Source organism: Arcobacter sp. s6 (genome assembly GCF_040884245.1).
Lineage (GTDB): Bacteria > Campylobacterota > Campylobacteria > Campylobacterales > Arcobacteraceae > Aliarcobacter.
The window spans coordinates 45,914-69,064 of the sequence record NZ_JBEVTN010000020.1 but is presented as its reverse complement, the minus strand read 5'-3'; the positions used below and the strand labels follow the sequence as shown (position 1 = coordinate 69,064).

Annotated in this window: 18 protein-coding genes; 6 read left to right on the top strand and 12 right to left on the bottom strand. The window is 27.1% G+C overall.

The genetic code is table 11. The annotated features are described in order from the left end of the window. Window positions 1-2: 2 nt before the first annotated feature. The 12 genes from ABVS04_RS13005 to rfbA form a co-directional block, all read right to left on the bottom strand. Window positions 3-1,904: a glycoside hydrolase family 99-like domain-containing protein gene (locus ABVS04_RS13005; protein ID WP_368031184.1), complete on the bottom strand. Its 1,902-nt coding sequence runs from the start codon at window positions 1,902-1,904 to the stop codon at window positions 3-5. Between the two features lie 113 nt (window positions 1,905-2,017). Continuing rightward, a complete protein-coding gene (locus ABVS04_RS13000) occupies window positions 2,018-3,883 on the bottom strand; it encodes a hypothetical protein (protein WP_368031183.1) in 1,866 nt (621 codons plus the stop codon). Window positions 3,884-3,916: 33 nt separating this feature from the next. Then, a complete protein-coding gene (locus tag ABVS04_RS12995; protein WP_368031182.1) occupies window positions 3,917-4,948 on the bottom strand; it encodes an acyltransferase family protein in 1,032 nt (343 codons plus the stop codon). A gap of 18 nt (window positions 4,949-4,966) precedes the next feature. Then, window positions 4,967-6,262 carry a hypothetical protein gene (locus ABVS04_RS12990; RefSeq protein ID WP_368031181.1) on the bottom strand — a complete coding sequence of 432 codons (1,296 nt, stop codon included), beginning with the start codon at window positions 6,260-6,262 and terminating at the stop codon, window positions 4,967-4,969. Window positions 6,263-6,270: 8 nt separating this feature from the next. Beyond that, entirely contained in the window at window positions 6,271-7,539 is a 1,269-nt protein-coding gene (locus ABVS04_RS12985; protein WP_368031179.1) for an ABC transporter ATP-binding protein, read from the bottom strand. Further along, window positions 7,536-8,345, bottom strand: coding sequence for an ABC transporter permease (locus ABVS04_RS12980; protein ID WP_368031178.1), 810 nt, complete (start codon window positions 8,343-8,345; stop codon window positions 7,536-7,538). The genes ABVS04_RS12985 and ABVS04_RS12980 overlap by 4 nt, the downstream gene beginning before the upstream one ends. Beyond that, window positions 8,346-9,419 carry a dTDP-glucose 4,6-dehydratase gene (gene rfbB / locus ABVS04_RS12975; protein WP_368031177.1) on the bottom strand — a complete coding sequence of 358 codons (1,074 nt, stop codon included), beginning with the start codon at window positions 9,417-9,419 and terminating at the stop codon, window positions 8,346-8,348. A 1-nt stretch (window position 9,420) separates the two neighbouring features. Next, on the bottom strand, window positions 9,421-9,837 hold the full coding sequence (locus ABVS04_RS12970; RefSeq protein WP_368031176.1) for a PIN domain-containing protein: 417 nt from the start codon (window positions 9,835-9,837) through the stop codon (window positions 9,421-9,423). Then, window positions 9,827-10,030, bottom strand: a complete 204-nt coding sequence (locus ABVS04_RS12965) for a hypothetical protein (protein WP_368031175.1) — start codon at window positions 10,028-10,030, stop codon at window positions 9,827-9,829. The genes ABVS04_RS12970 and ABVS04_RS12965 overlap by 11 nt, the downstream gene beginning before the upstream one ends. A 23-nt stretch (window positions 10,031-10,053) precedes the next feature. Continuing rightward, on the bottom strand, window positions 10,054-10,938 hold the full coding sequence (gene rfbD, locus ABVS04_RS12960; RefSeq protein ID WP_368031174.1) for a dTDP-4-dehydrorhamnose reductase: 885 nt from the start codon (window positions 10,936-10,938) through the stop codon (window positions 10,054-10,056). Next, window positions 10,931-11,506 (bottom strand): dTDP-4-dehydrorhamnose 3,5-epimerase, encoded by a 576-nt coding sequence (rfbC, locus tag ABVS04_RS12955; protein ID WP_368031173.1) that lies wholly within the window; start codon window positions 11,504-11,506, stop codon window positions 10,931-10,933. Before rfbC ends, rfbD begins: the two co-directional genes overlap by 8 nt. Further along, a complete protein-coding gene (rfbA, locus tag ABVS04_RS12950) occupies window positions 11,503-12,393 on the bottom strand; it encodes a glucose-1-phosphate thymidylyltransferase RfbA (protein WP_368031172.1) in 891 nt (296 codons plus the stop codon). The genes rfbC and rfbA overlap by 4 nt, the downstream gene beginning before the upstream one ends. 343 nt (window positions 12,394-12,736) lie before the next feature. Here rfbA and ABVS04_RS12945 point away from each other — a divergent pair, with 343 nt between their 5' ends. The 6 genes from ABVS04_RS12945 to ABVS04_RS12920 are packed head-to-tail and all read left to right on the top strand — an operon-like array spanning window position 12,737 to window position 23,144. Then, window positions 12,737-14,470: a long-chain fatty acid--CoA ligase gene (locus tag ABVS04_RS12945; RefSeq protein ID WP_368031171.1), complete on the top strand. Its 1,734-nt coding sequence runs from the start codon at window positions 12,737-12,739 to the stop codon at window positions 14,468-14,470. A gap of 9 nt (window positions 14,471-14,479) precedes the next feature. Further along, window positions 14,480-15,754, top strand: coding sequence for an acetyl-CoA C-acyltransferase (locus tag ABVS04_RS12940; RefSeq protein ID WP_368031170.1), 1,275 nt, complete (start codon window positions 14,480-14,482; stop codon window positions 15,752-15,754). A gap of 10 nt (window positions 15,755-15,764) precedes the next feature. Next, window positions 15,765-17,861, top strand: coding sequence for a 3-hydroxyacyl-CoA dehydrogenase NAD-binding domain-containing protein (locus tag ABVS04_RS12935; RefSeq protein ID WP_368031168.1), 2,097 nt, complete (start codon window positions 15,765-15,767; stop codon window positions 17,859-17,861). After that, entirely contained in the window at window positions 17,849-20,209 is a 2,361-nt protein-coding gene (locus ABVS04_RS12930) for an acyl-CoA dehydrogenase (protein ID WP_368031167.1), read from the top strand. Before ABVS04_RS12935 ends, ABVS04_RS12930 begins: the two co-directional genes overlap by 13 nt. Continuing rightward, window positions 20,206-22,326 (top strand): alpha/beta fold hydrolase, encoded by a 2,121-nt coding sequence (locus ABVS04_RS12925; RefSeq protein ID WP_368031166.1) that lies wholly within the window; start codon window positions 20,206-20,208, stop codon window positions 22,324-22,326. The genes ABVS04_RS12930 and ABVS04_RS12925 overlap by 4 nt, the downstream gene beginning before the upstream one ends. Before the next feature lie 56 nt (window positions 22,327-22,382). Next, on the top strand, window positions 22,383-23,144 hold the full coding sequence (locus tag ABVS04_RS12920; protein ID WP_368031165.1) for a M48 family metallopeptidase: 762 nt from the start codon (window positions 22,383-22,385) through the stop codon (window positions 23,142-23,144). The last annotated feature ends 7 nt before the right edge of the window (window positions 23,145-23,151 follow it).

Genomic DNA, 23,151 nt, shown 5'->3' with positions numbered 1-23,151 from the left:
AATTACCTTTTCTTTAAATTTCTTATTTTTCTAATTATATTTCTAAGTGGTCGAGTTATTTTCCAACTTTTAGAAATGTATATAGCTATTAATTCATTTTCAAGATTTGAAGCTTTTTCTTCCATATTTGACAAAGACTCTTGAAGTACAACTTTCTCTTTTTCTAAACTTGAAGCTTTTTCTACCATATTTGACAAAGACTCTTGAAGTACAACTTTCTCTTTTTCTAAAATAGCAATTTTATAATCTTTATCTGTTGTTATTTGACTTACACACATGTGAACTGCATCTTTTGAAATATGATTATATTTTAACTCTACATATAATTTATCACTAAATTTTAGAACTTCTAAACCTAAATTCTCAACATATATTTGTGGGTCAAAAGTTTCAAAAAAATAATTTTTATCTTGAATAGAAGAAACATTTGATGATATTAAAGAAATTAAATCTATTTCTTTTCCATCTTTTTGTAATAAATATAATTTTTCTATTTCTATGACACAACTATCATTTAATGGATCTAATCTTAAAGATTTGATATTTTTATTATTTTTCAAATCAAATTCAAATTTTTGTATTTCATTATTTTCTAAAATCGGAAATTTAATAGAACTTTCTTCTGAAAAACCATTTTCATTCTCTATGAAAAGTTGGATGAAATATTTAATTCTTTTAGTAGCCAAACCAAAATCAATTTTATTAACTTCTTGAGAATCTAGATTCTCAAAATCAAAAGCATATGTATTTACTTCATTTTTTTGATTTGTAACTGCTTGATATGTTGCCTCCAAATAAGCATAACCATATCGACGGTCAGGTTCTAAATGCGACCCTTCTGCCCATTCATTCCATGCATTAATAAATACAAAACGTTTTGATTCTGGACGCTCATTTATTGTTTTGTAGCAAAGATTTTGGAGCCATATTTTGTATAATTCAGGCGTTGAACCATGAATAATATGTCCTTCATTTGGTTTTCGTGCTTCATTATCCCAACTTGGCATAATCCCACGAAATCTAGGAAAATCAATATCTTTGTTTAATTCACTTTTTACAACATTAGGATAACTAAAAACTTTTCCATTGAAATTTTCATCAAAAATATTAACTTTTTCTGTTACAGATAAATTATTAATACCATGTAGTGGAAATTCAATATTATCATCAAATCCATAATTAATAGCATTTCCTATGCCAAAAGATAGTACAGAGCATAGATAAATTTCTCCAATTCCAAGTTTATGACATTCTCCACGAAACCTATTAGAGAATTCAGTAGGGCTCGGCAAAATATCTATCCGATATATGATTACTAATGGTTTCCCATCTATTTTGATATATCTCTTATCTTGTAAATAAACTAACATTTCTTCAGCTAAATCAATTTCAAATGTATTGCTATAAGTTTGTGCCATCAAAACATCATTTTCCAGCCCATCCCATCTGCGAGTCCAATTTTCATTAGCAAAACATAGGCAAAAAGGCATATCTAAGTCTGGATTGTCTAAAAACTTATTTAGTGGTTTTTCTAATAATCGTTTACGATTATCAAACATATAAAAATGAAAACAAAATCCATAAATACCATACATTTTTGAAAGTTCAATTTGACGTTCCATTATACCATCAGTCATCAAATTATAATAACCTAATTCTCCAGCTAAATGAGGTTGATAATGACCTTCAAATTGTGGCATTGCTTTAGTTACATTAGTCCATTCCGTAAAACCTTTTCCCCACCATTCATCATTTTCAGGAAAACTATAGAATTGAGGTAAATAAAATGCTATAGGTTTTGTGTCACCAGATTGAAATTCATACGGTTTACGCTCAATTAAATCTTTATAATATTCTGGATGTCTATTTTGTAACATTTCCTGTTGATAATTGTATTGATTCAAATTCTATTTCCTAAATTTTTAATTATTTTAATAAAATATTCTCTTATTTTATGTATCAAGAGACAATATCTTGATTCTTTTAGAATCTTATATTCATTTCTAATCATAAATCTTTACCTTTTTTTAAATTTTCTAATTATATTTCTAAATGTTTGAGTTATTTTCCAGCTTCTAGAAGTATATACTGTTATTAATCCATTTTGAAAAGTTAAAGCTTTATTTTCAAAAGGACTTAAACACTCTTTAAGTTCTTTATTCTCTTTTTCAATAATTGATATTTTATAATCTTTATCAGCTACAATCTGCTTTACACATACATGTAAAGCATCTTTTCCTACATGACTATATTTTACTTCAAAATATAATTTCTCAATATTATTTAAAGTTTTGAAATCTAGACTCTCAAAATAAATTTGAGGATCAAAATTCTCAAAAAAATAAATCTTCCCATGTCTAGAACAAGTATTTGAAAATTGATATGCTATTAAATCAACTTCATCTCCATCTTTTAATACAATATAAAGTTTTTCAATTTCAACAACACAACTATCATTAAAAGGATCTAATCGTAACGATATTATATTATCTCTATTTTTTAAATTAAATTCAAATCTTTGTATTTCATTGTTTTGTACAACTGGGTATTTTATAGAACTTTCTTCTGATATTCCATTTTCATCTTCTATAAAAAGTTGAAGGAACCTTTTATTTACAATTTGAGGCACAAATTTTGAATTATGTTTTATAGTCTGAGATAAAGTTTTAAATATATTTTCATCACTATCAATAGCATCATAAAAATCAATTGAAATATTTTGTTCTTTGAATTTATTCAGTGATTTCACTAAAAAACTATCTATCCATTTAGAATTATATAAATATTTTTCAGTTATTGCATATCGAGTTAGTATAAAGTATAAAAATGAATTTTTATCAATATTCTCGGACTCAAGAACTTTTTCAATATTATCAATATTTGTAGCATCAGCTATAAATGAAAATGTTTTATCACTCAAAGTAATAAGTTTTTTATCAAATAACAATGTCTGTAATCCTACCGATGAAGATACTGTTATAACAGCATCTACAAAAGGTAAAATAAATTGCCCTGATGCTTCTATAGTATTAAAATCATCTTCATATATAAAATTTGAATATTTTATTTTTAAAAACTCTACAGATTCAAGTGATAGTATAGGATGTAAAGGATGTGAATTTACTACAACTCCAATATTTGATGGCACATTATCTAAAATGTATACACAATATTCATATTGGCTTTTGAATCGCACTAAATCATCAAAAGCAAAATATCTTGAAAATTGTAAAGGAAGTAATATTAAATAGTCAAATTGCTTTCTTTTTTCATCGAATATATTCTTAAATGGACTTTTTTGAAATAAAATATTTTGACAAGATTGTTTGAAATTATTTATCAACTTCATTTGATTTTCTGAAAGGTTGATTACTTTTATTTCATCTTGAAATTTATTTAAAAACGAATTACTATGCATTCCTATTGGATCTAAAAACCAAGATTGAGGATAAGGTAATCTAGAAAAAATACTATATTCATGATGTAAAATCAAAGTACTTTTAAACATATATTTAAAAAATGGTACAGGTGAAAAAGTGATTATAATATCAGGAATAAATCCATTCAATTTTTCTAACATCAATGTTTTATAATCTTCTAATTGATAACTTGAATAAGTTTCTAAATGCCATGCAGTTGTTACATCTAAATAATTAGTTGTATCAAATGGACTTAAAAGCTCTTTTTGAGTTAATTGAACTATTTGTATATCAAAATTTACTTTTTTAACTAAAGCTTCATTTGTCATAATAAGAAAATTATAAGTATTATCATTTTGATTAAGCGTATTTATAATTTTTTTACAAAATACATTAATCCATCCATCTTTCCAATATGGTTTATCTTGTTCAATTAATGGCTCTACATAAAAAAGTATTTTCATTTAAATTTTTCTCTCAAATTCATAATTGGTTTTTCAATATATATATATATAAGAGGATATGAAAAAAACACTCAATATATATATGATAAAAGTTAAAATGGGCACATTCTGTGTAAATTTAAAAAAAGGAATAATAATAGATAAATGTACAAGATAAGCAGAATATGAATAAAGTGACATTTTAGTTATTATACTTCTAATAAAATTATTAGGAATTTGTAAATTTGTAGTTTTGAAAATTATCAAAGCAAATCCTAAAGATACTATTGAAAATAAATATGATTTCATAAAGAAATTATTTAATGTAGTTCCCTTAAAATAAAAAAATAAAAAAATTGCACTTAATATTACTACCACTCCAATGATAAAAAATTTATTATTATATTTAACTACAATTTTTTTATGGTTTAACACAAAATAAGCTATTAACACTCCATATCCTATTGAATCAAGTCTCAATGTAACTATTTTTCTTACATTTACATCCCAATCAAGATTTTGATCAAAGGCAAAATAATTTCTAAAAATAGTAAAAATCAATACATAACATATAGTTAAAATAAGAAATCCTTGATTCTTGTTTTTAAATAATGATAATAGTCCAAAAAGAATCAATGGAAATGATATATAGAACCACTCTTCCACTGATAAGCTCCATGCTTCAGGCATCATACTAGGATGAGAAGAAAATAAATTTTGTGAAAATAAGAAGTAACTCCAATTCCAATTTTTTTCTCCAAAAAAATATTGTAATACAAAAATATTAAGAAATAAAAAAATAAAATATAAAGGTAACGTTCTAAACCATCTTCTAATCCAAAATTGCTTCAATGTCTTAAATGTATATTCTTTTAAAGCAAATTCTTTAAATAATATACTACCTAGCAAAAATCCTGATAAAACAAAAAATAACTCAACTCCTAAAAATCCAAATACACCTAGATCATCTCTATATGCAAATTCTGGTAAAAAAATTCTTCCATGAGAAACTAGTACCATTAATATAGCTATACTTCTTAATAAATCTAATCCCAAATTACGATTCTGATATTTTAGACTATTCATTATCGAACCAATTAAACATTAAAATTCACCATTATCATTTATAATTTGATTTACAGATAAACCGTTAACAATATCTGATAAAATATCTTTTTCTTTTTTTATAGTTTCAAAAGCTCTATTAATAACTTCTTCTTCGTATTTTTTTGGAATTATAACAATTCCATCATTATCTGCAAAGATTAAATCATTTGGATATATTTCTACATTATCAATAACAATTTTTTTATTTATACTTTCTAAGGTTGCTCTTTTTCTAACATCTTTACATTTTGCGCCTGTAGAAAAGACTGGAAAATCTAAATCAGCAACTTCTTTCGTATCTCGCGTTTTTCCTCCAATAATTGCTCCTATAGCACCTGAACGAATAGCTAAATTTGCATTCATTTCCCCAAAATAAGCATGATCACTACACTCATTTTCAACTATTATAATATCATTTGGCACTATAGTATCATATGATTTTAAAGCATCATAAATCCCAGTATAGCTTTCTCCATCTAATAAAGAACGAATTTTTAGAGTTTTAGCTCTTCCTAACATTTTCTTATGTCTTAAATTTAAAGATAAAGAAGTTATTGTAGTATTACAACCTAAATCATCCATAATATCTGATAACATAGAACTTGTAAGTTTGAATGATAAATTTTTTAAAAGTTGTCTTTCTTTTTCCCTAATACCTGCCGCTATAAAATTAGCAAATTCAAACTCATCTGGATAATTAACATCAACAGCTTCAATAGTACTAGCTTCCAAAAGATATGGTTTTTTCCCAATTCTTCTTTTCATTTCAAGAGCTACATTTTTTCTAGTAATATATAATCCCATAGTTTCAATAATTGTATCTGGTAAATCAATACTATTTGGTATATGTTCTATATCATAGTTTGGTCTTGTCTGATCCCAAGTATATAATTTTTCTTTTTTTACCAATATTACGGAATCATATTCACTTTGAGTTTTTAGTATTTCTATACCCTTTTTAATGGTTTCTTTTTTTATAAAAGGACTAGTACCTAAAATCTGTATATAGATATCCGCTTCAACTTGTTTAGCCTCATTATAAAAAAGGCTATGCCCATCTGTTGCATTTGTCGCTAAAGATTCATCTCTTTTTAAAAAATTACATTTTATATTTTCTGCAAGTGAAAATATTTCTTCAGATTCACTGTCTAAATAAACTTCATCTATAAAATTACACGAAGCCAATTTCTCTAAAGTATTCAAAAAAAGGGGCTTTCCATCTAAAAGTTTTATATTTTTATTTTCAATACGACTACTTGTACCTTTTGCTGGTAAAAATGCTACTACTTTCATATTTTTCCTTAATGAATTAATATACTAGCTGGAGAAAAAACAAATCCTTCAGCTTGTGTTTTTATGTTAATAATTGATATTTTTTGTTGTTGCCAACGCTGATCTAATTCAACTCTTGACTCTGTTGATATATCAGCCATTCCACAATATAAAAAATATTCACCTGACATAAGATTTAAATCAAATTCCATTGATATTTTATTTAAACCATTTTTCAATGAAATACTTGTACCAACAGTATTATCTCCCCAGATAGTTACCCCATCTCTATTTTTAATACTTACTCCTATTACTATAGATGATAGATTTCTTTTTGACATAATATAAAACAGTAAATATACTTTTTCACCTGCAGTAAGAATAAGATCTGAGCAGGAAGCATTTTTCTTATGAGAAAGTGTTATTTTTCTAAAAATTGCTTCATGTGTACCAAATCTATGTTCATTTACTTCTTTATTTGGTGTAATGTCATAATCAAATTTTTCTTCGATAAGATCTACTTTATTTTCTAAAGATTCTGATAAAACTATATCATCATGTTTTCTTATTAGTACTTCATAATCATAAGTAGTTTGTTTTACATCATCTGAATATTTAATCATTTTTCCATTATGAATAAGTATGGCCTTATTACAATACTGAATAATCTGCTGAGTGCTATGACTTACAAAAAGTATTGTTTTTCCTGCTTCTTGAAATGATTGAAATTTTTGAAAGCATTTCGATTGAAAAGCAAAATCACCTACGCTTAATGCCTCATCTACTATCAAAATATCTGGATCTATATTTATTGCAACAGCAAAAGCAAGTCTTGCGAACATACCACTACTATATGATCTTACTGGTTGATATACAAAATTTCCTATATCTGCAAAAGCTAAAATCTCATCTATTTTTAATTTCATTTCTTCATGGCTATATCCCACAAGTGTACCTTGAAGATAGATGTTTTCTATTCCCGTGTACTCAGAATTAAACCCTGCTCCAAGTTCAAGAAGTGATGATATTCTTCCCTTTGTATGAACATGTCCACTAGTTGATGTTAGAACACCTGTAATTATCTTAAGAAGAGTAGATTTACCTGCACCATTTTTCCCGATGATTCCTACCGTTTCACCTTTTTTTATCTCAAAACTCACATCATTTAGTGCATAAAAATCTTTATGATACTGTTTTTTTAGTGGATGAAGTGACTCTTTTAGTCTATCTATTGGTTTATCATATAGTTTGTATACTTTTGTAAGATGACTTACTTTAATAGCTATATTACTCATCATAACACATCCGCAAAATGAGGTCTAAGTTTTCTAAATACTACTGCCCCACCAAAGAAAAATATTAATGTAATAATCCAATACTGAATACTCAAATCCATCTTTTCCCAAAACCAAGTATTTGATATAAAACTATCTCTATATCCCTCTATAATGTAATACAATGGGTTATATTTAATTATATAAAAATATTTCTCAGGTAAAATTTTAAATGACCAAATAATCGGAGTAAGCCAAAAAAGAGATTGAATAGTCATTCCTATTATTTGTCCCAAATCTCTGAAAAATACAACAATAGAACTTGTAAACCAAGATAAACCTAAAACAAAAAATATAATACATAAAGTATAATAAGGTATTTGTAACCAATACATAGTAGGACTATAACCATAATATAAAAACATTCCAAACAGAAAAAGTATGAAAAAGATATGAATTACAAGAGCTGATATTATTTGTATAATTGGTAGCAAAGATACTCTAAAAACTATTTTTTTCACCAAAAAACTATTTTGTAAAATTGAATTTGTAGCACTTTGTAAACTATCTGCAAAGAAAAACCATGGTATTATACCTGTTACAAGCCAAAGTATAAATGGAAAATTATCAACAGGCATACTTTTAAATCCTATTTGAAATACAAACCAATATATTATTATCGTTACCATGGGTTGAACAAATGCCCATAAGAAACCAAGATAATTACCCAAATATCTTGATTTGAAGTCATTTTTTGCAAGATCTACTAATAATTTTTTATTTTTAAGAATATCTCTTAGAAATCTATAAAATGTTTTTAAAAAGTTCAATTATTTCTCACTCATATTATATTTATTCAAATACCACTCAATAGTAAGTAAAATCCCACTATCAAAATTCTCATCAGCTTTCCATCCGAGTTCATTTTCTAACTTACTTGCATCAATCGCATATCTTCTATCATGTCCTGCTCTATCTTCTACAAAAGTTATTAAATCTTTATAAGATTGTAATTTGTAATTTGTTATTTGTGTATTTGTATTTATTGGATATTTTTCATCAAGAATAGTACAGATTCTATCTACTATTTGAAGATTCGTTCTTTCATTTCTTCCACCGATATTATAAGTATTTGCAGTTTTACCTGTGTGGTAAACTACATCTATACCTTTACAATGATCAAGTACATACAACCAATCTCTTATATTTTTTCCATCACCATAGATAGGAATTGTTTTTCCTTGTAGGGCATTTCTTATAATAGTTGGAATTAGTTTTTCATCATGTTGTTTTGGTCCATAGTTATTTGAGCAGTTTGTAATTACTGTATTCATTCCATATGTTTCATTATAAGCTCTTACAATCATATCTGAAGATGCTTTAGAAGCTGAGTATGGAGAGTTTGGAGCATAAGGTGTAGTTTCAGTAAATAAATCTGTTGGATCTTCTGAAAGCGTTCCATATACTTCATCTGTTGAGATATGATGAAATCTTGAGTTATTATAATTTTCTTTATATTCAAATGGTTTATTCATCCAATATTTATATGCAACATCAATTAGAGTAAAAGTACCTGTTACATTTGTTTGTACAAACACACCTGGGTTTTTGATAGAGTTATCTACATGAGATTCAGCTGCAAAGTGAATAACACCATTTATATCATATTCAGTAAATATAAATTCTACTAATTCTCTATTACAGATATCACCTTTTATAAATTTATATCTTGGATTATTATCACACTCTTTTAGGTTATCTAGAGTTCCTGCGTAAGTTAATAAGTCTAGATTTATTAGATTATAATCTGGATATTTATTTAGGAAATATGGCACGAAGTTTGATCCTATGAATCCTGCTGTTCCTGTTAGTAGTATGTTTTTTGTTGTATTTTTTGTTTTCATTTTATTTCTCTTTAAATGGGTTTATTATAGTTAATTTATTTTCTATTATTAGATTATTTTGCATATCTTCACTGAAAAGTATATTGCAATTATTTTTTAAGGCTGTTGCTATTATTAAAGCATCATAATATTGTAAATTATACTTATTTTTCAAGTGTATAGCTTTCACTTGTGTATCAAGATTAAAATCATAAGTATTTACTATTTTAGATATTTCTATTATTGTATTTTCAACTTGATATGATTCTAGTTTGAATTTTTTAAATAAAATATTGGTCATTTCATTTATAACTTGCTTAGATATAAATAAACTATCATATCTTTCAAACAACGATCTAGCAATAGTTTGCTTTTTTATTTCACTATTTGAATAACAATATATAATAATATTTGTATCTAAAAATATTTTATCTTTCATTTGCCTCTTCTCTATTAAATTTAAAATTTGAAGTATCTATAGAAATAGCATTAAATAAAAAATTTCTTTTAGAAGTATCGTTCTCTAATATTTTATCTTCAATAACTTCAATTCCTTTATTATTTAAACTTTCTAAAAAAAACTTTAAATGAGTGTAAACATTGTCTTCAACATTTATTTTCAAAGTATGCATTATGATATCCTTCAATTAATTTTTTATTTTCTCTCACCAAGTCTTTTTAAACAATCATCCAAACCATCTTTCCAGTATGGTATTTCTATATTAAAAGTAGATTTTATTTTACTTTTATTTAAAAGTGAAAAATGTGGTCTCTTTGCTGGTGTCGGATATTGGAATGTCTCTATAGGATTTATTTTACAATCCAATTTTGCCATTTTCATAATCTCTTTTGCAAAGTCATACCAAGATAGTACACCTTCGTTGCTATAATTATAAATGCTTAATTTTGAATTTTGAATTTGTGGAATTATATCTAGAATAGTAATAGCCAAATCTTTTGCATAGGTTGGAGTTCCTACTTGATCAAATATTACACCTAAAGATTCTTTTTCTTTTCCTAAACGTAACATTGTTTTTACAAAGTTATTTCCATAGAAAGAGTAAACCCAAGAAGTTCTAATGATGATAGAATTTTTTGGATTTATATTTATCATTTCATTTTCACCATCAAGTTTTGTTTTACCATATATTCCTTGAGGATTTGTTTGGTATTCTTCACAATATGGTTTGAAGTTTTTTCCATCAAATACATAATCAGTTGAGATATGAATTAATTTGATATTTAATTCTTGAGATACTAAAGCTAGTTTTTTTACTGCTTTTCTATTTACTAAATCTGCATTTTCTATATCTGTTTCTGCTTTATCCACTGCTGTATATGCTGCGCAGTTTATGATTACATTTATAGAGTTTTTTTCACAGGAAGATTTGATATCATCTTTAGAAGTAATATCTAGATTTGTTCTATCTGTGAAGAAAAAATTATAATCATAGTTTGATGATAGTTCTTTTATTTCTGAACCTAATTGTCCGTTTGAACCTGTTACTAGGATATTAAAAGTTTTTTTTTCACTAGGCATAATAATCTACTCCAAATTCAAATAAATCATTAGTTTCATTTAGTTTTGGTTGTTTTGTATCTTTATCTGATAGTTTTAATTCTGCGTGTTCTAATTGCCAATTGATATTTAAAGCTGGATCATTAAAAGCTATTCCTCTATCACATTCAGGAGAGTAATAGTTATCAACTTTATATGCAAAAATAGTATCATCTTCTAAAACTACAAATCCATGTGCGAAGCCTCTTGGCACTAGAAGTTGTTTTTTATTATCAGCTGATAATTCAACAGCTACATGTTGTCCAAATGTTGGAGAGTTACGTCTAATATCAACTGCAACATCTAAAACTCTTCCTTGAATTACACGTACTAGTTTTGTTTGTGCATGGGGAGGAAGTTGATAGTGAAGACCTCGAAGAACTCCCTTTGAAGATTTTGATTCATTATCTTGACCGAAGTTTAGTTTATATCCTAAAAAAGCTTCTAATTTATCAGCTCTGAAAGTTTCTACAAAGTAACCTCTATGATCTCCATGAACCAATGGCTCTATTACAACAACATCTGCTATATTTGTTCTTACAAAATTCATCTTGCAACTTTTCCTTCAGCAGCTCTTTTTATCAAATATTGACCATAGTTATTCTTTTTTAGAGGCTCTGCTAGTTCTAGAAGTTTTTCTTTTGAGATATATCCCATTTCATATGCTATTTCTTCTAAACAAGCTACTTTTAGTCCTTGTCTATGTTCTATTGTTTGAATAAAATTAGAAGCTTCAAGCATACTTTCATGTGTTCCTGTATCAAGCCAAGCGTATCCTCTTCCCATAAGTTCTACTTTTAATCTATTTTCATTTAGATAATCTTGATTTAAAGTTGTAATTTCAAGTTCACCACGATCTGAAGGTTTTACTTCTTTTGCTTTTTTTACTACATCATTTGGGTAGAAGTATAAACCTACTACTGCGTAGTTTGATTTTGGAACTTTTGGTTTCTCTTCTATTGAAGTTACATTACCATTTTCATCAAATCCTGCAACTCCATATCTTTCTGGATCCATTACTCTATAACCAAATACTGTAGCTTTATTTTCTTCTTTTGCATTTTTAATTGAGTTAGCTAAAAGATTAGTAATACCATGACCATAAAAAATATTATCACCTAAAACTAAACAAGCATCATCACCTGCTAAAAACTCTTCACCTAAAATAAAAGCTTGAGCTAATCCATCAGGAGAGGGTTGAACAACATAAGAAAATTCCATTCCTAAATCACTTCCATCACCTAAAAGTTCTTCAAATCTTGGTAAATCATTTGCAGTTGAGATAATAAGTACTTCTTTGATACCTGCTAGCATTAAAACTGATAAAGGATAATAAATCATTGGCTTATCATAAATAGGTGCTAATTGTTTTGAGATACCTTTTGTGATTGGGTAAAGTCTTGTTCCACTTCCACCTGCTAGGATTATGCCTTTCATTTATCGTTTTCCTTTTTATTAAATTAGTTGATTTTACACTTTTCGAGTGTCGTAAATATGCCGATTTTTTTTGCAAGTATAATTATACCAATCAAATGACTCTCAAATGACTCTTTTTTGCAAAATTTGTAAATTTTTCCGAATAATAGCCAAAAGCCCCTTGAAAATAACTTTAGACAATATTATATAGAGGGGTAGTTTTAAGGGATAAATTGTGTAAAATCAGACATAAAATCCAAAAATCTATCAAAATTACTTTCTCTTTAAAGAGCAAAAAAAATTGTTTTTCATTTTTTTGTTACAATTATAGACATAAGTACAATATTTATAAATAGGATATGGTATGAATAATTACAATTTCAAAACATATAGTGAACTATTTTCTCACATAAGCTCAAATTATGAGAATAAATATTTTTTAAATTATCTATCAAATGGCAAATATCAAAATATTTCAACCGATGATTTTAAAAATAAAATCATTTGCTTAAGTCTTGCCCTAAAAGATTTAGGTATTCAAAAAGGTGATACTGTTGGTATCTTTGCTAATTCATCTCCATTTTGGTTGATTTTTGATTTTGCTATTCATGAAGTGGGTGCTATTTCTGTACCAATTTTTGCAAATATTTCTAGTGTGAATTTAAACTTTGAAATTAGTGATTCAAAGATGAAATATATGTTTATTGATTCCCAAGAAAGACTAAAAGATATAGAAGTTGAAAATTCACATTTAATTTTTATTACCCATAATTTTTGTATCAAAGAGTCAAATTTTTATAATTTTGATGAAATACTTGTTATTGGAAAACAAATATGTGATGCAAGTGGTTTTATTCCTCATATTTCAAATGAAAATGAAGTGTTTTCTATCATATACACAAGTGGAAATACAGGAACACCAAAAGGTGTGATGTTAACTCATAAAAATATAGTTTCACAACTTCACGATATTAATACTTTAATAAATTTAGATCAAAAAGAGATTGCTTTGTCTTTGCTTCCTTTGGCTCATATATTTGAACGAACTGTAATGAGTTATTATTTATCTCGTGGGATTTCTATTTATTTTGTAGATGAGATTACAAATGTTTCTAATCTTTTAAAAATAGTAAAACCTACTATTATGACAGCCGTTCCTAGACTTCTTGAAAAAATATTTAATAAAATCAAATCAAATATTTCTGAAAAACCTTTGATTTCTAAGATAATTGCAAGTTTGGCATTTAAATATGCCCTAAAAGAAAACATAAATAAAAATGCTCTACTTTTCAAAGTGTATGACAAAATTGTTTACTCAAAACTAAGAGATATATTTGGCTCAAGACTACAAAAACTAATAAGCGGTGGAGCACCACTTTCTAAAGAGATAGCTCAGTTTTTTGTAAATATTGGTCTGCCTGTTTATCAAGGTTATGGATTAACAGAGTTTTCACCTGTGATTTCTACAAACTATCCAAATGCAAATAAAGTAGGTTCTTGTGGAAAAATAATCCCAAGTGCAAAAATTAAAATAAATGAAAATAAGGAGCTTTTAGTACAAGGTCCATCTCTTATGGCTGGTTACTTAAATCAAGAAGAATTAACAGCTAAAACCATAGATAAAGAAGGCTGGCTTCATACAGGAGATAATGCTTTTTTAGATGAAGATGGATACCTTTATATTACATCTAGGGCAAAAGAGATATTCAAAACTTCAACGGGTGAGTATGTAAATGCAGTTGCCATTGAGCAAAAACTCTCAAAAAATAGATATGTAGAGTTTGCTCTTGTTATATCTCAAAATAAAAAATACACCACTGCCCTACTTTTCGTGGATAAAGAAAAATATGAAATTGCAAAAAAAGCAAATAGTTCTTTAACTATAGAAGAATATTATAACAAAAGTGATATTATTAAAAATATTTCAGATTATATAAAAAGTATAAACAAAGATTTAAATGAGTGGGAAAAAATAGTAGATTTTAAAATCATTACAAACGATATTTCCATAGAGGGTGGTGAGTTAACTCCTTCTATGAAAATTTGTAGAAATAAAATCGAAGAGAAATATGAAAAGATTATAAATAGTATGTATTAGGAGCTAAAAATGAAAGAAAGAATAGCCATAATAGATGGACTTAGAAGTCCAATAGCAAAAGCAAATGGTAAATTAAACAGTGTTAGTGCAGATACCTTAGGAGCAATTATTACAAAAGAGTTAGTTTTAAGAAACAATCTTCCTTATGAACTTTTTGATGAAGTAATTATGGGAAATGTAGCCCAACCTGCAAACTCTGCAAATATAGCAAGAGTAATGGCAATTCGTGCTGGATTTCCTCAAGCTACACCAGCGTATACAGTTCATAGAAACTGTGCCTCTGGAATGCAATCAATTTCAAGTGCAATTGAAAAAATTCACTCAAAACAAGGTGACTTATATCTAGTTGGGGGAATGGAATCTATGAGTAATATTCCAATACTTTATAGTGATGAATTTCGAAATTTTATTACAAAATTTACTTATGCAAGAAGTGCCGGTGAAAAACTAAAAACTCTAGCTTCTTTTAGATTAGGATTTTTAAAACCTACTATTGGCTTAATTTCAGGATTAACCGATCCAATATCTGGAAAAATCATGGGAATAACAGCTGAGAATTTAGCAAATGAGTTTAAAATAAGCAGAGCTGCTCAAGATGAATATGCTTTAAATTCTCACTTAAAAGCCCAAAAGGCCATAGAAAACAAAATATTTAAAAATGAAATCCATCCTATTATGACAAAAGATGCTTCTATTATGGATGATGATGGAGTTAGATTTAATCAAACTATTGAAGCTTTAAATAAATTAAATCCAATTTTTGACAGACTAAGTGGTACAGTAACAGCTGGAAATTCATCTCAAGTTTCAGATGGAGCTTGCTCATTGATAGTTTGTAGTGAATCAAAAGCACGTGAGTTAAACCTAGAGCCGCTTGGTTTTATAAATGATTATGCATACGCAGGACTTGATGCACATAGGATGGGATTAGGTCCTGTTTATGCTACAAAAAAACTCTTTGATAAAACAGGTGTAAGTTTAAAAGATATAGATTTAATAGAATTAAATGAAGCTTTTGCAGCACAAGTTATAGCAAATATAAAGGCATTTAACTCAAATGAGTTTTGTAAAAAAACCTTTAATAGTTCTGTAATTGGCGAGATTGATGAATCTATTTTAAATGTAAATGGAGGAGCAATAGCTCTTGGTCATCCTGTTGGTATGAGTGGAGCTAGAATTGTATTAACTGCTTTAAAAGAATTAAAAAGAAAAGATAAAAAACTTGGTCTTGCGACACTTTGTATTGGTGGCGGACAAGGTGCATCTTTTCTATTGGAGGTATAAAATGAGCAATATGACTTTAGAAATAAATCAAAACATAGCAACACTTACTTTTGATTTAGAAAATGAAAAAATAAATAAATTATCATTCGAAATTTTAAGAGAATTTGATGAAATACTAGATCAAATAAAAGATGATACTTCAATAAAAGCTTTAGTAATAGATAGTGCAAAAAAGAATATTTTTATTGCAGGTGCTGATATAAAAGAGATTGAAAAACTAAAAGATGAAAAAGAAGTTTATGAAGCTTTGATGGAAGTTCATGAAATATTTAATAAACTTGAGAATCTTCCAATTCCTACAATTGCTTATATAAATGGTGCTTGTATGGGTGGAGGCCTTGAGCTGGCCCTTGCTTGTAAATATAGAGTTTTATCTACAAATGAAAAAACAAAACTAGCCTTTCCAGAGATAAAACTAGGAATCTTCCCAGGCTTCGCAGGAACAATAAGGGCTCCTAAACTAATAGGTCTTATAAATGCCTTAGATTTGATTTTAACGGGTAAAACAGTAGATGCTAAAAAAGCTTATAAATTAAAACTTGCAGATGCGATATTTGATGATGCACAAAAAGAGTTTATGTTAGATGACTTTGTAAAAAAAGCAATATATGGAACACTAAAAACAAGAAACAATTTCAATCTTTTAAATTATGCACCTTTAAATCAAATAATATTTAATAAAGCTTTAAAAGGTCTAGAAGAAAAGGTAAACAAAGACTTTAAAGCTCCTTATGTTGCTTTGGAAGTAATAAAAGCTACTATAAATAAAGAGTTAGAAGACTCTATAAAAATTGAAGCAAAAGAGTTTGCAAAATTGGCTGTTTCAAAAGAATCAAAAAATATGATAAAACTATTTTTCTTTTTTGAAAAACTAAATAAAAACTATGAGAAAACTTCAAATCCTATTTCAAATGCAATTGTTCTTGGAAATGGTGTTATGGGGAAAGGAATAATCTGGTTATTCTCAAAATACTTAAAAGATGTAAGAATAAAACTAAGAGATATTTCCCAAGTAAATGAACTAATAAAAGATGTCTCAAAAATATATAATCATCTAATAAAAACAAAAAGAATGACTAAAAATCAAGCAGATTTTAAACTAAATACTATTTCTTATACAGAAGATTTAAGTGGTTTTAAAAACTTTGATTTTATTATTGAAGCTATTATAGAAGATGAAAGAATCAAAAAGGATACATATAAAGAGCTTGAAGAAGTGATAAATGAAAATGCAATTATAGCTACAAATACCTCTTCAATTTCTATTGAAAAACTAGGAAGTGAAGTAAAAAATAAAGAAAACTTCTTAGGAGTTCACTTTTTTAATCCTGTAAATATAATGCCTCTTGTTGAAGTAATAGCAACAAAAAATACCTCAAAAGAGAGTATAAATAAGGTTTTTGAACTTCTTATTTCTTGTGGTAAAACTCCAATTTTAGTAGGAGATTGTGCAGGATTTATTGTAAATAGAATTTTACTTCCATATATGAACGAAGCTGCTTTTATACTAGAACAAGGCTCATCAATAGAAAAAATAGATAGAGCTATAAAAGAGTTTGGAATGCCAATGGGGCCCTTTACACTAGCTGATACCGTAGGAGTTGATATTGGATTTAAAGTAGCTTCTATATTAAATGAGTCTTATGGAAGCAGAATGCCAATAGCTTCAATCATAGAAAAAATGTATGAAGCTAAGCTTTTAGGAGTAAAAACAAAAGCTGGTTTTTATGAATATTCAAGCAATGATGCATACCCAAATAAACATGTTACGTCTATGCTAGAAAACAATAATAAAATTATTGAAGAAGATGAAATAGTTAAAAGATGTATTTATATTATGATAAATGAAGCTTCAAGATGCTTAGAAGAAAATATCGTAACAGATGCTTCAATTATCGATTTTGCAATGATTACAGGTATTGGTTTTCCTGCTTATAAAGGTGGATTATTATCATATGCAAATGAAATTGGCTTAAAAAATATCTTAGATTCTTTAAAACAATATGAAAAAGAGTTTGGAGAAAGATTTACGCCTTCTAATCTTTTAATTAAATTAGTTGAGCAGTATGAAGATTTTGAAACGGGAGAGGCATTATGGAAGCATTAGTTTTATTATTAGTTATATTAGTTTTTGGGTTTTACTCATTTCCTTTATATAGTTATTTTGCATTTGTTGGTGTTTATTCACTAGTATTTTTTGATTTTGGATTTATTTCTTGGAGTATATTTTTCCTTGCAGCTGCTATTTTTATGATTCAGTCTTTAAGAATAAAATTTATAACTAGTAAAATAGTAAATTTTATAAATAAAAATGGTTTATTACCCAAAATATCTCCAACAGAAGAAGCAGCACTGCAAGCTGGAACAAACTGGGTAGAAGCAGATTTTTTTAAGGCACAAGTTAATTTCAAAGAAATAAATGCTCAAAAAATCACCTACCTAACACAAGAAGAACAAGAGTTTTTAGACAATGAAGTGAATGAACTTTGTGAAATGACAAATGACTGGGAAATCTTTCAAGATAGAGATTTAAGGGCTGATGTTTGGCAGTTTATAAAAGATAAAAAATTCTTTGGAATGATTATCCCAAAAGAGTATGGAGGATTAGGATTCTCTGCAACTGCTCACTCAAAAGTTATTGAAAAACTAGTTTCTCGTTCTCAAGTTTTAGCTATTACAATTATGGTGCCTAATTCCCTTGGGCCTGCTGAATTAATATTAAAACATGGTACTCAAAAACAAAAAGATAAATATCTAAGTGATTTAGCACTTGGTATTCAAGTTCCTTGTTTTGGTTTAACAGAACCAAATGCAGGAAGTGATGCCACTTCTATTTCATCAAATGGTGTTTTATTTAAAGATAAAAAAGGAAATATCAAGATCAAATTAAATTTTGAAAAAAGATATATTACTTTAGGAAATATTGCAACTTTAATAGGTCTTGCTTTTGTATTAAAAGATCCTGATCACTTACTTGGAGACAAAGAGGATTTAGGAATTACTTTTGCTGTTATTGATGCTAAAACAAAAGGAGTTGATAATTCAAGAAGACATGATCCTCTTGGAATTCCATTTGTAAACTCACCTTTATATGGAAAAGATGTTGTTATAGACTTAGAAAATATTATTGGTGAAAATGATGGTATTGGAAAAGGTTGGCAAATGCTAGTTGAGTCTTTATCAATTGGACGTGGAATCTCTCTTCCAAGTGTTAGTCTTGGTGGAAGTAAACTAGCACTTAATGTGGTAGCTTCATATTGCCAATTAAGAGAACAATTTGGACTTAGTATTAACCATTTTGAAGGTGTTGAAGAGAAAATTGCAAAAATTGCAGCATTTACTTATATGTTAAATGCTTCAAGAAACTACACTTTAGATGCTATTGATGATGGACATAAACCAGGTGTTATAAACTCAATTATGAAATACCATGCAACAGAAAAGTTTAGAACTGTAATAAACGATGCAATGGATGTATTAGGTGGAAGTGCAATTATTAGAGGTGAAAATAATCTTTTAGCCCATGCATATTTTGCAATTCCTATTTCAATCACAGTTGAAGGTGCAAATATATTAACAAGAAATTTAATGCAATTTGGACAGGGATTAATAAAATCTCATCCATATATTTACACTCAAATAAATTCTTTAAATAACAACAATGTTAAGAGTTTTGATAGGGCATTTTTTTCTCATATTGGATTAGTATTTAATGCATTTTCAAAATCATTTGCTTACTATTTTTCAAGAGCGCAAATAAATTGTCAAAAAGGGCATTTCCAAAGATATAAACAAAAATTAACTTGGGTAAGTGCTGAATTTACACTTTTAACAAATGTAGCTTTAGGAATTTTAGGACCAAGTCTTAAAAAAAGAGAAAATATAAGTGCACGATTTGGAGATATTTTATCAAACTGCTATTTAATAACAGCAACTTTAAGAGAGTTTGAAAATAATCCAAATCAAAAAGATGAAGATTTAGTTGATTATATTTGCAATTATTGTTTTAATGAGATACAAAAAGCTAGAGAAGAGATTATTTCAAATATTGGATACTTAGGATTTTTACTTCCACTTGTGAAAATAAATCCATTTTCAATAAAAGCAAAAGACTCTTTAAATGCAAAAATAGTAAAAACCTTAAGTGATGACGATTATTTACAAAATATAACATCAAGTTTATTTATATCTAAAAATAAAGAAGATAGATTAGCAAAAATTCAAGAAGCTGTTAAACTAAATAAAGAGGCTCAAAATAGCTTCAAAATATTAAAAGAAGCTATTAAAAATAAAACAGTAAAAAAAGACAATTCTGAAAATATGATAAATGAACTTTTAGAAAAAAATCTTTTATCAAAAGAAGAGATAGAAAAAATGCTAGAAGCCCATGCCTTAAAACAAGAAGTTATAAGTGTAGATTCATTTAAAGCAAGTAATTATAGGACTCTTCGATGATACAAAGTGATTTGTTATTAAACACAAATGGATATGTTTTAAGTTTATTAGAGAAAATTCTCGATGCAAACATAGAAATAAAAGGAATAGAAAATATTCCAAATGACAATCCAAAAATGTTTATTGCAAATCATTTTACAAGAACAGAAGCAATGCTTGTACCTTATACTCTATATAATCTAACAGGTAAAAAAGTAGGAGTTATAGCTGATGATTCTTTGTTTAAATCATATTTTGGTGATTTTTTACAAAATCTAGGTGCCATGAGAAAAAGTCAAGAAAATAGAAATGAACATATTATTGGGGATTTAATAACTTCTTGCAAAAATTGGATGATTTTTCCTGAGGGTATAATGGTAAAAGCAAAAGATATTACTAAAATAGATAATAACTTTTGTGTAAAAATAAATGATGCTTGCCAAAGAGTTTATACAGGAGCGGCTGTATTTGCTCTTAGCTCACAATATTTTAGAGAAAAATATTTTGAATATAAAATAGATGATTATGACTCTTTTAGTTCTAAGTATTTTATAAATGAATGTAGTGATATAAATAAAAATGAAACTATGATAGTACCCATAAATATAAGCTATACAAAATTAAGAAATGGAAAAAACTTTTTAGTTGATATGGCTTCTAAACTTATAGATGATATGGGAGATAATTTTAAAGAAGAGCTTGAAATAGAAAGTAATTTAATATTAAATTCAAAAATCATAATTCGTATTTTAAAACCTGTTAGTACAAAAGATATTATTAGTGAACTATATAATAAAAATCTTTCACAAGAAGAGATTTTAAAAACCCTAAGATATGATGTTACTCATAATCTTATGAACTATATTTATGAGTCATTAACCATAAGTTTTGATCATATATTTGCTTTAATTCTTTATTTAAATCCAACAGATAATATAGAAATAGAGTATTTTAAAAGATTGATTTATTTAGTAATTTATAAAATAAAAAAAGAAAATCTTTTTTATGATGAAGATATAAATAAAGATTTAATTTATCTAATCTCTTATGAAAAATTCAAACTCTTTGAAGATATTTTAGAACTAGCAATAAAAGATGAAATTATCACTATTGATGAAAACAAATTTTTAATAAATAAAGAAAAACTATCAAATTCACATACTCATCATACAATAAGGCTAAAAAATATTTTAAAAGTGATTTTAAATGAAATTCTAATAAATGAAAAAGTTGTAAATATAGTAAAAAATCTATTAGAAAAAAATGAGTTAGAAAACAATAAAAATTTAGTTCAGATTTTAAAAGATGAAGAAAATAAAGAATACGAAGAGAGCTATTTATTATATAAAGATGATAAAAATATAAAACCTAAAAATATTGGAAAAGCAAAATATTTTGAAACTACAAATTCAAATAATTGTGTTATTGCAATTCATGGGTTTTCTTCAGCTCCAAAAGAAGTCGAACAATTAGCAATTTATCTAAATAAAAATAATCTAAATGTAATTACTCCAAGATTAGCAGGACATGGAATCGTACCTGAAGATTTAAAAGATAAAAAATGGGAAGATTGGTATAAATCAGTTTCACGAGCTATTATAATAGCCTCATTGCAATATAAAAAAATTTACATTGTAGGTTTTTCAACAGGTGGATTATTAGCTCTTTTAAGTACAAAAAAACAATACAAAGAGTTTGTTGGACTTGTTTGTATAAATGCAGCACTTCATCTAAACGATATTAGAATAAAAACACTACTTCCTGCTATCTCATTTTGGAATGATATTGTAAGTGTTTTTCATGAAGATAAATATGCAAAAGAGTATATTGATAATTCTCCTGAAAATCCTGAAATCAACTATAATAAACACTATGTTGATGCAATAGAACAGCTAAGTATTCTTATGAAAAAAACTAAAAAAACTTTGCATAAAATTAGAAAACCAATACTCATAATTCAAGGAAAAGATGACCCTATTGTAAATCCAAGTTCAGCCCATGAAATTTATGAAAATATTGAATCAAGATATAAAAGTATTAAAATTATTGAAGCTTCAAATCATGTAATAATAAGAGGTGAAAATACAGATGAATTGTTTAATTACATATTAAATTTTATACAAGAAGGACAAAAGTAAACTATTTTATAATAAATAATATTATAGAATAAATAATAAAAATAAAAGGATCTAAAATGAAACTTCTAAGAAACGGTATTTTCATAATACTTAGCTTAATTATAATAGCTGGATGTACACATAAAACTCCTTATACAAATAGGTCTCAAATGATTTTTATGTCACAAGAAGAAGAGTTAGCTTTAGGTGAAAAATCATATGAAGAAGCTTTATCAAATGCAAAAGTAATCACAGGCACAAAAGATGCTAATAGAGTAAAAGCTATTGGAGAAAGAATCGCAAAGGTTGCAAATAGAAGCGACTTTTCTTGGGAATTTAATTTAGTTGAAGACAAAGCTATGAATGCTTATTGTTTACCAGGTGGTAAAGTTGTAGTATATACAGGAATTTTAACAGCTGCACGAAATGATGACCAATTAGCAACTGTTATTTCACATGAAATAGCTCACGCATTAGCTAGACATGGAGCAGAAAGAATGAGTTCAGCAAAAGTACAACAAGGAGTTCAATTATTAGGAAATGTTGTATTAGCAGTTGGAGCACCTGAATATCAAAATGTATTTAATCAAGCTTATGGAATTGGTTCACAAGTTGGGGTTATGCTTCCTTATGGGAGAATGCAAGAGAGTGAAGCAGATGAAATTGGAATTTATCTAATGCATAAAGCAGGTTACAATATGCAAGAAGCACTTAAATTTTGGGAAAATATGAGTGAAGGTAAAACAGACACAAATGAATTTTTATCTACACATCCAAGTTCAAGCACTAGAATAGAAGATATAAAAAAAGTAATAGCAAAAGTTCAAACTCAACCATAAAATAAGA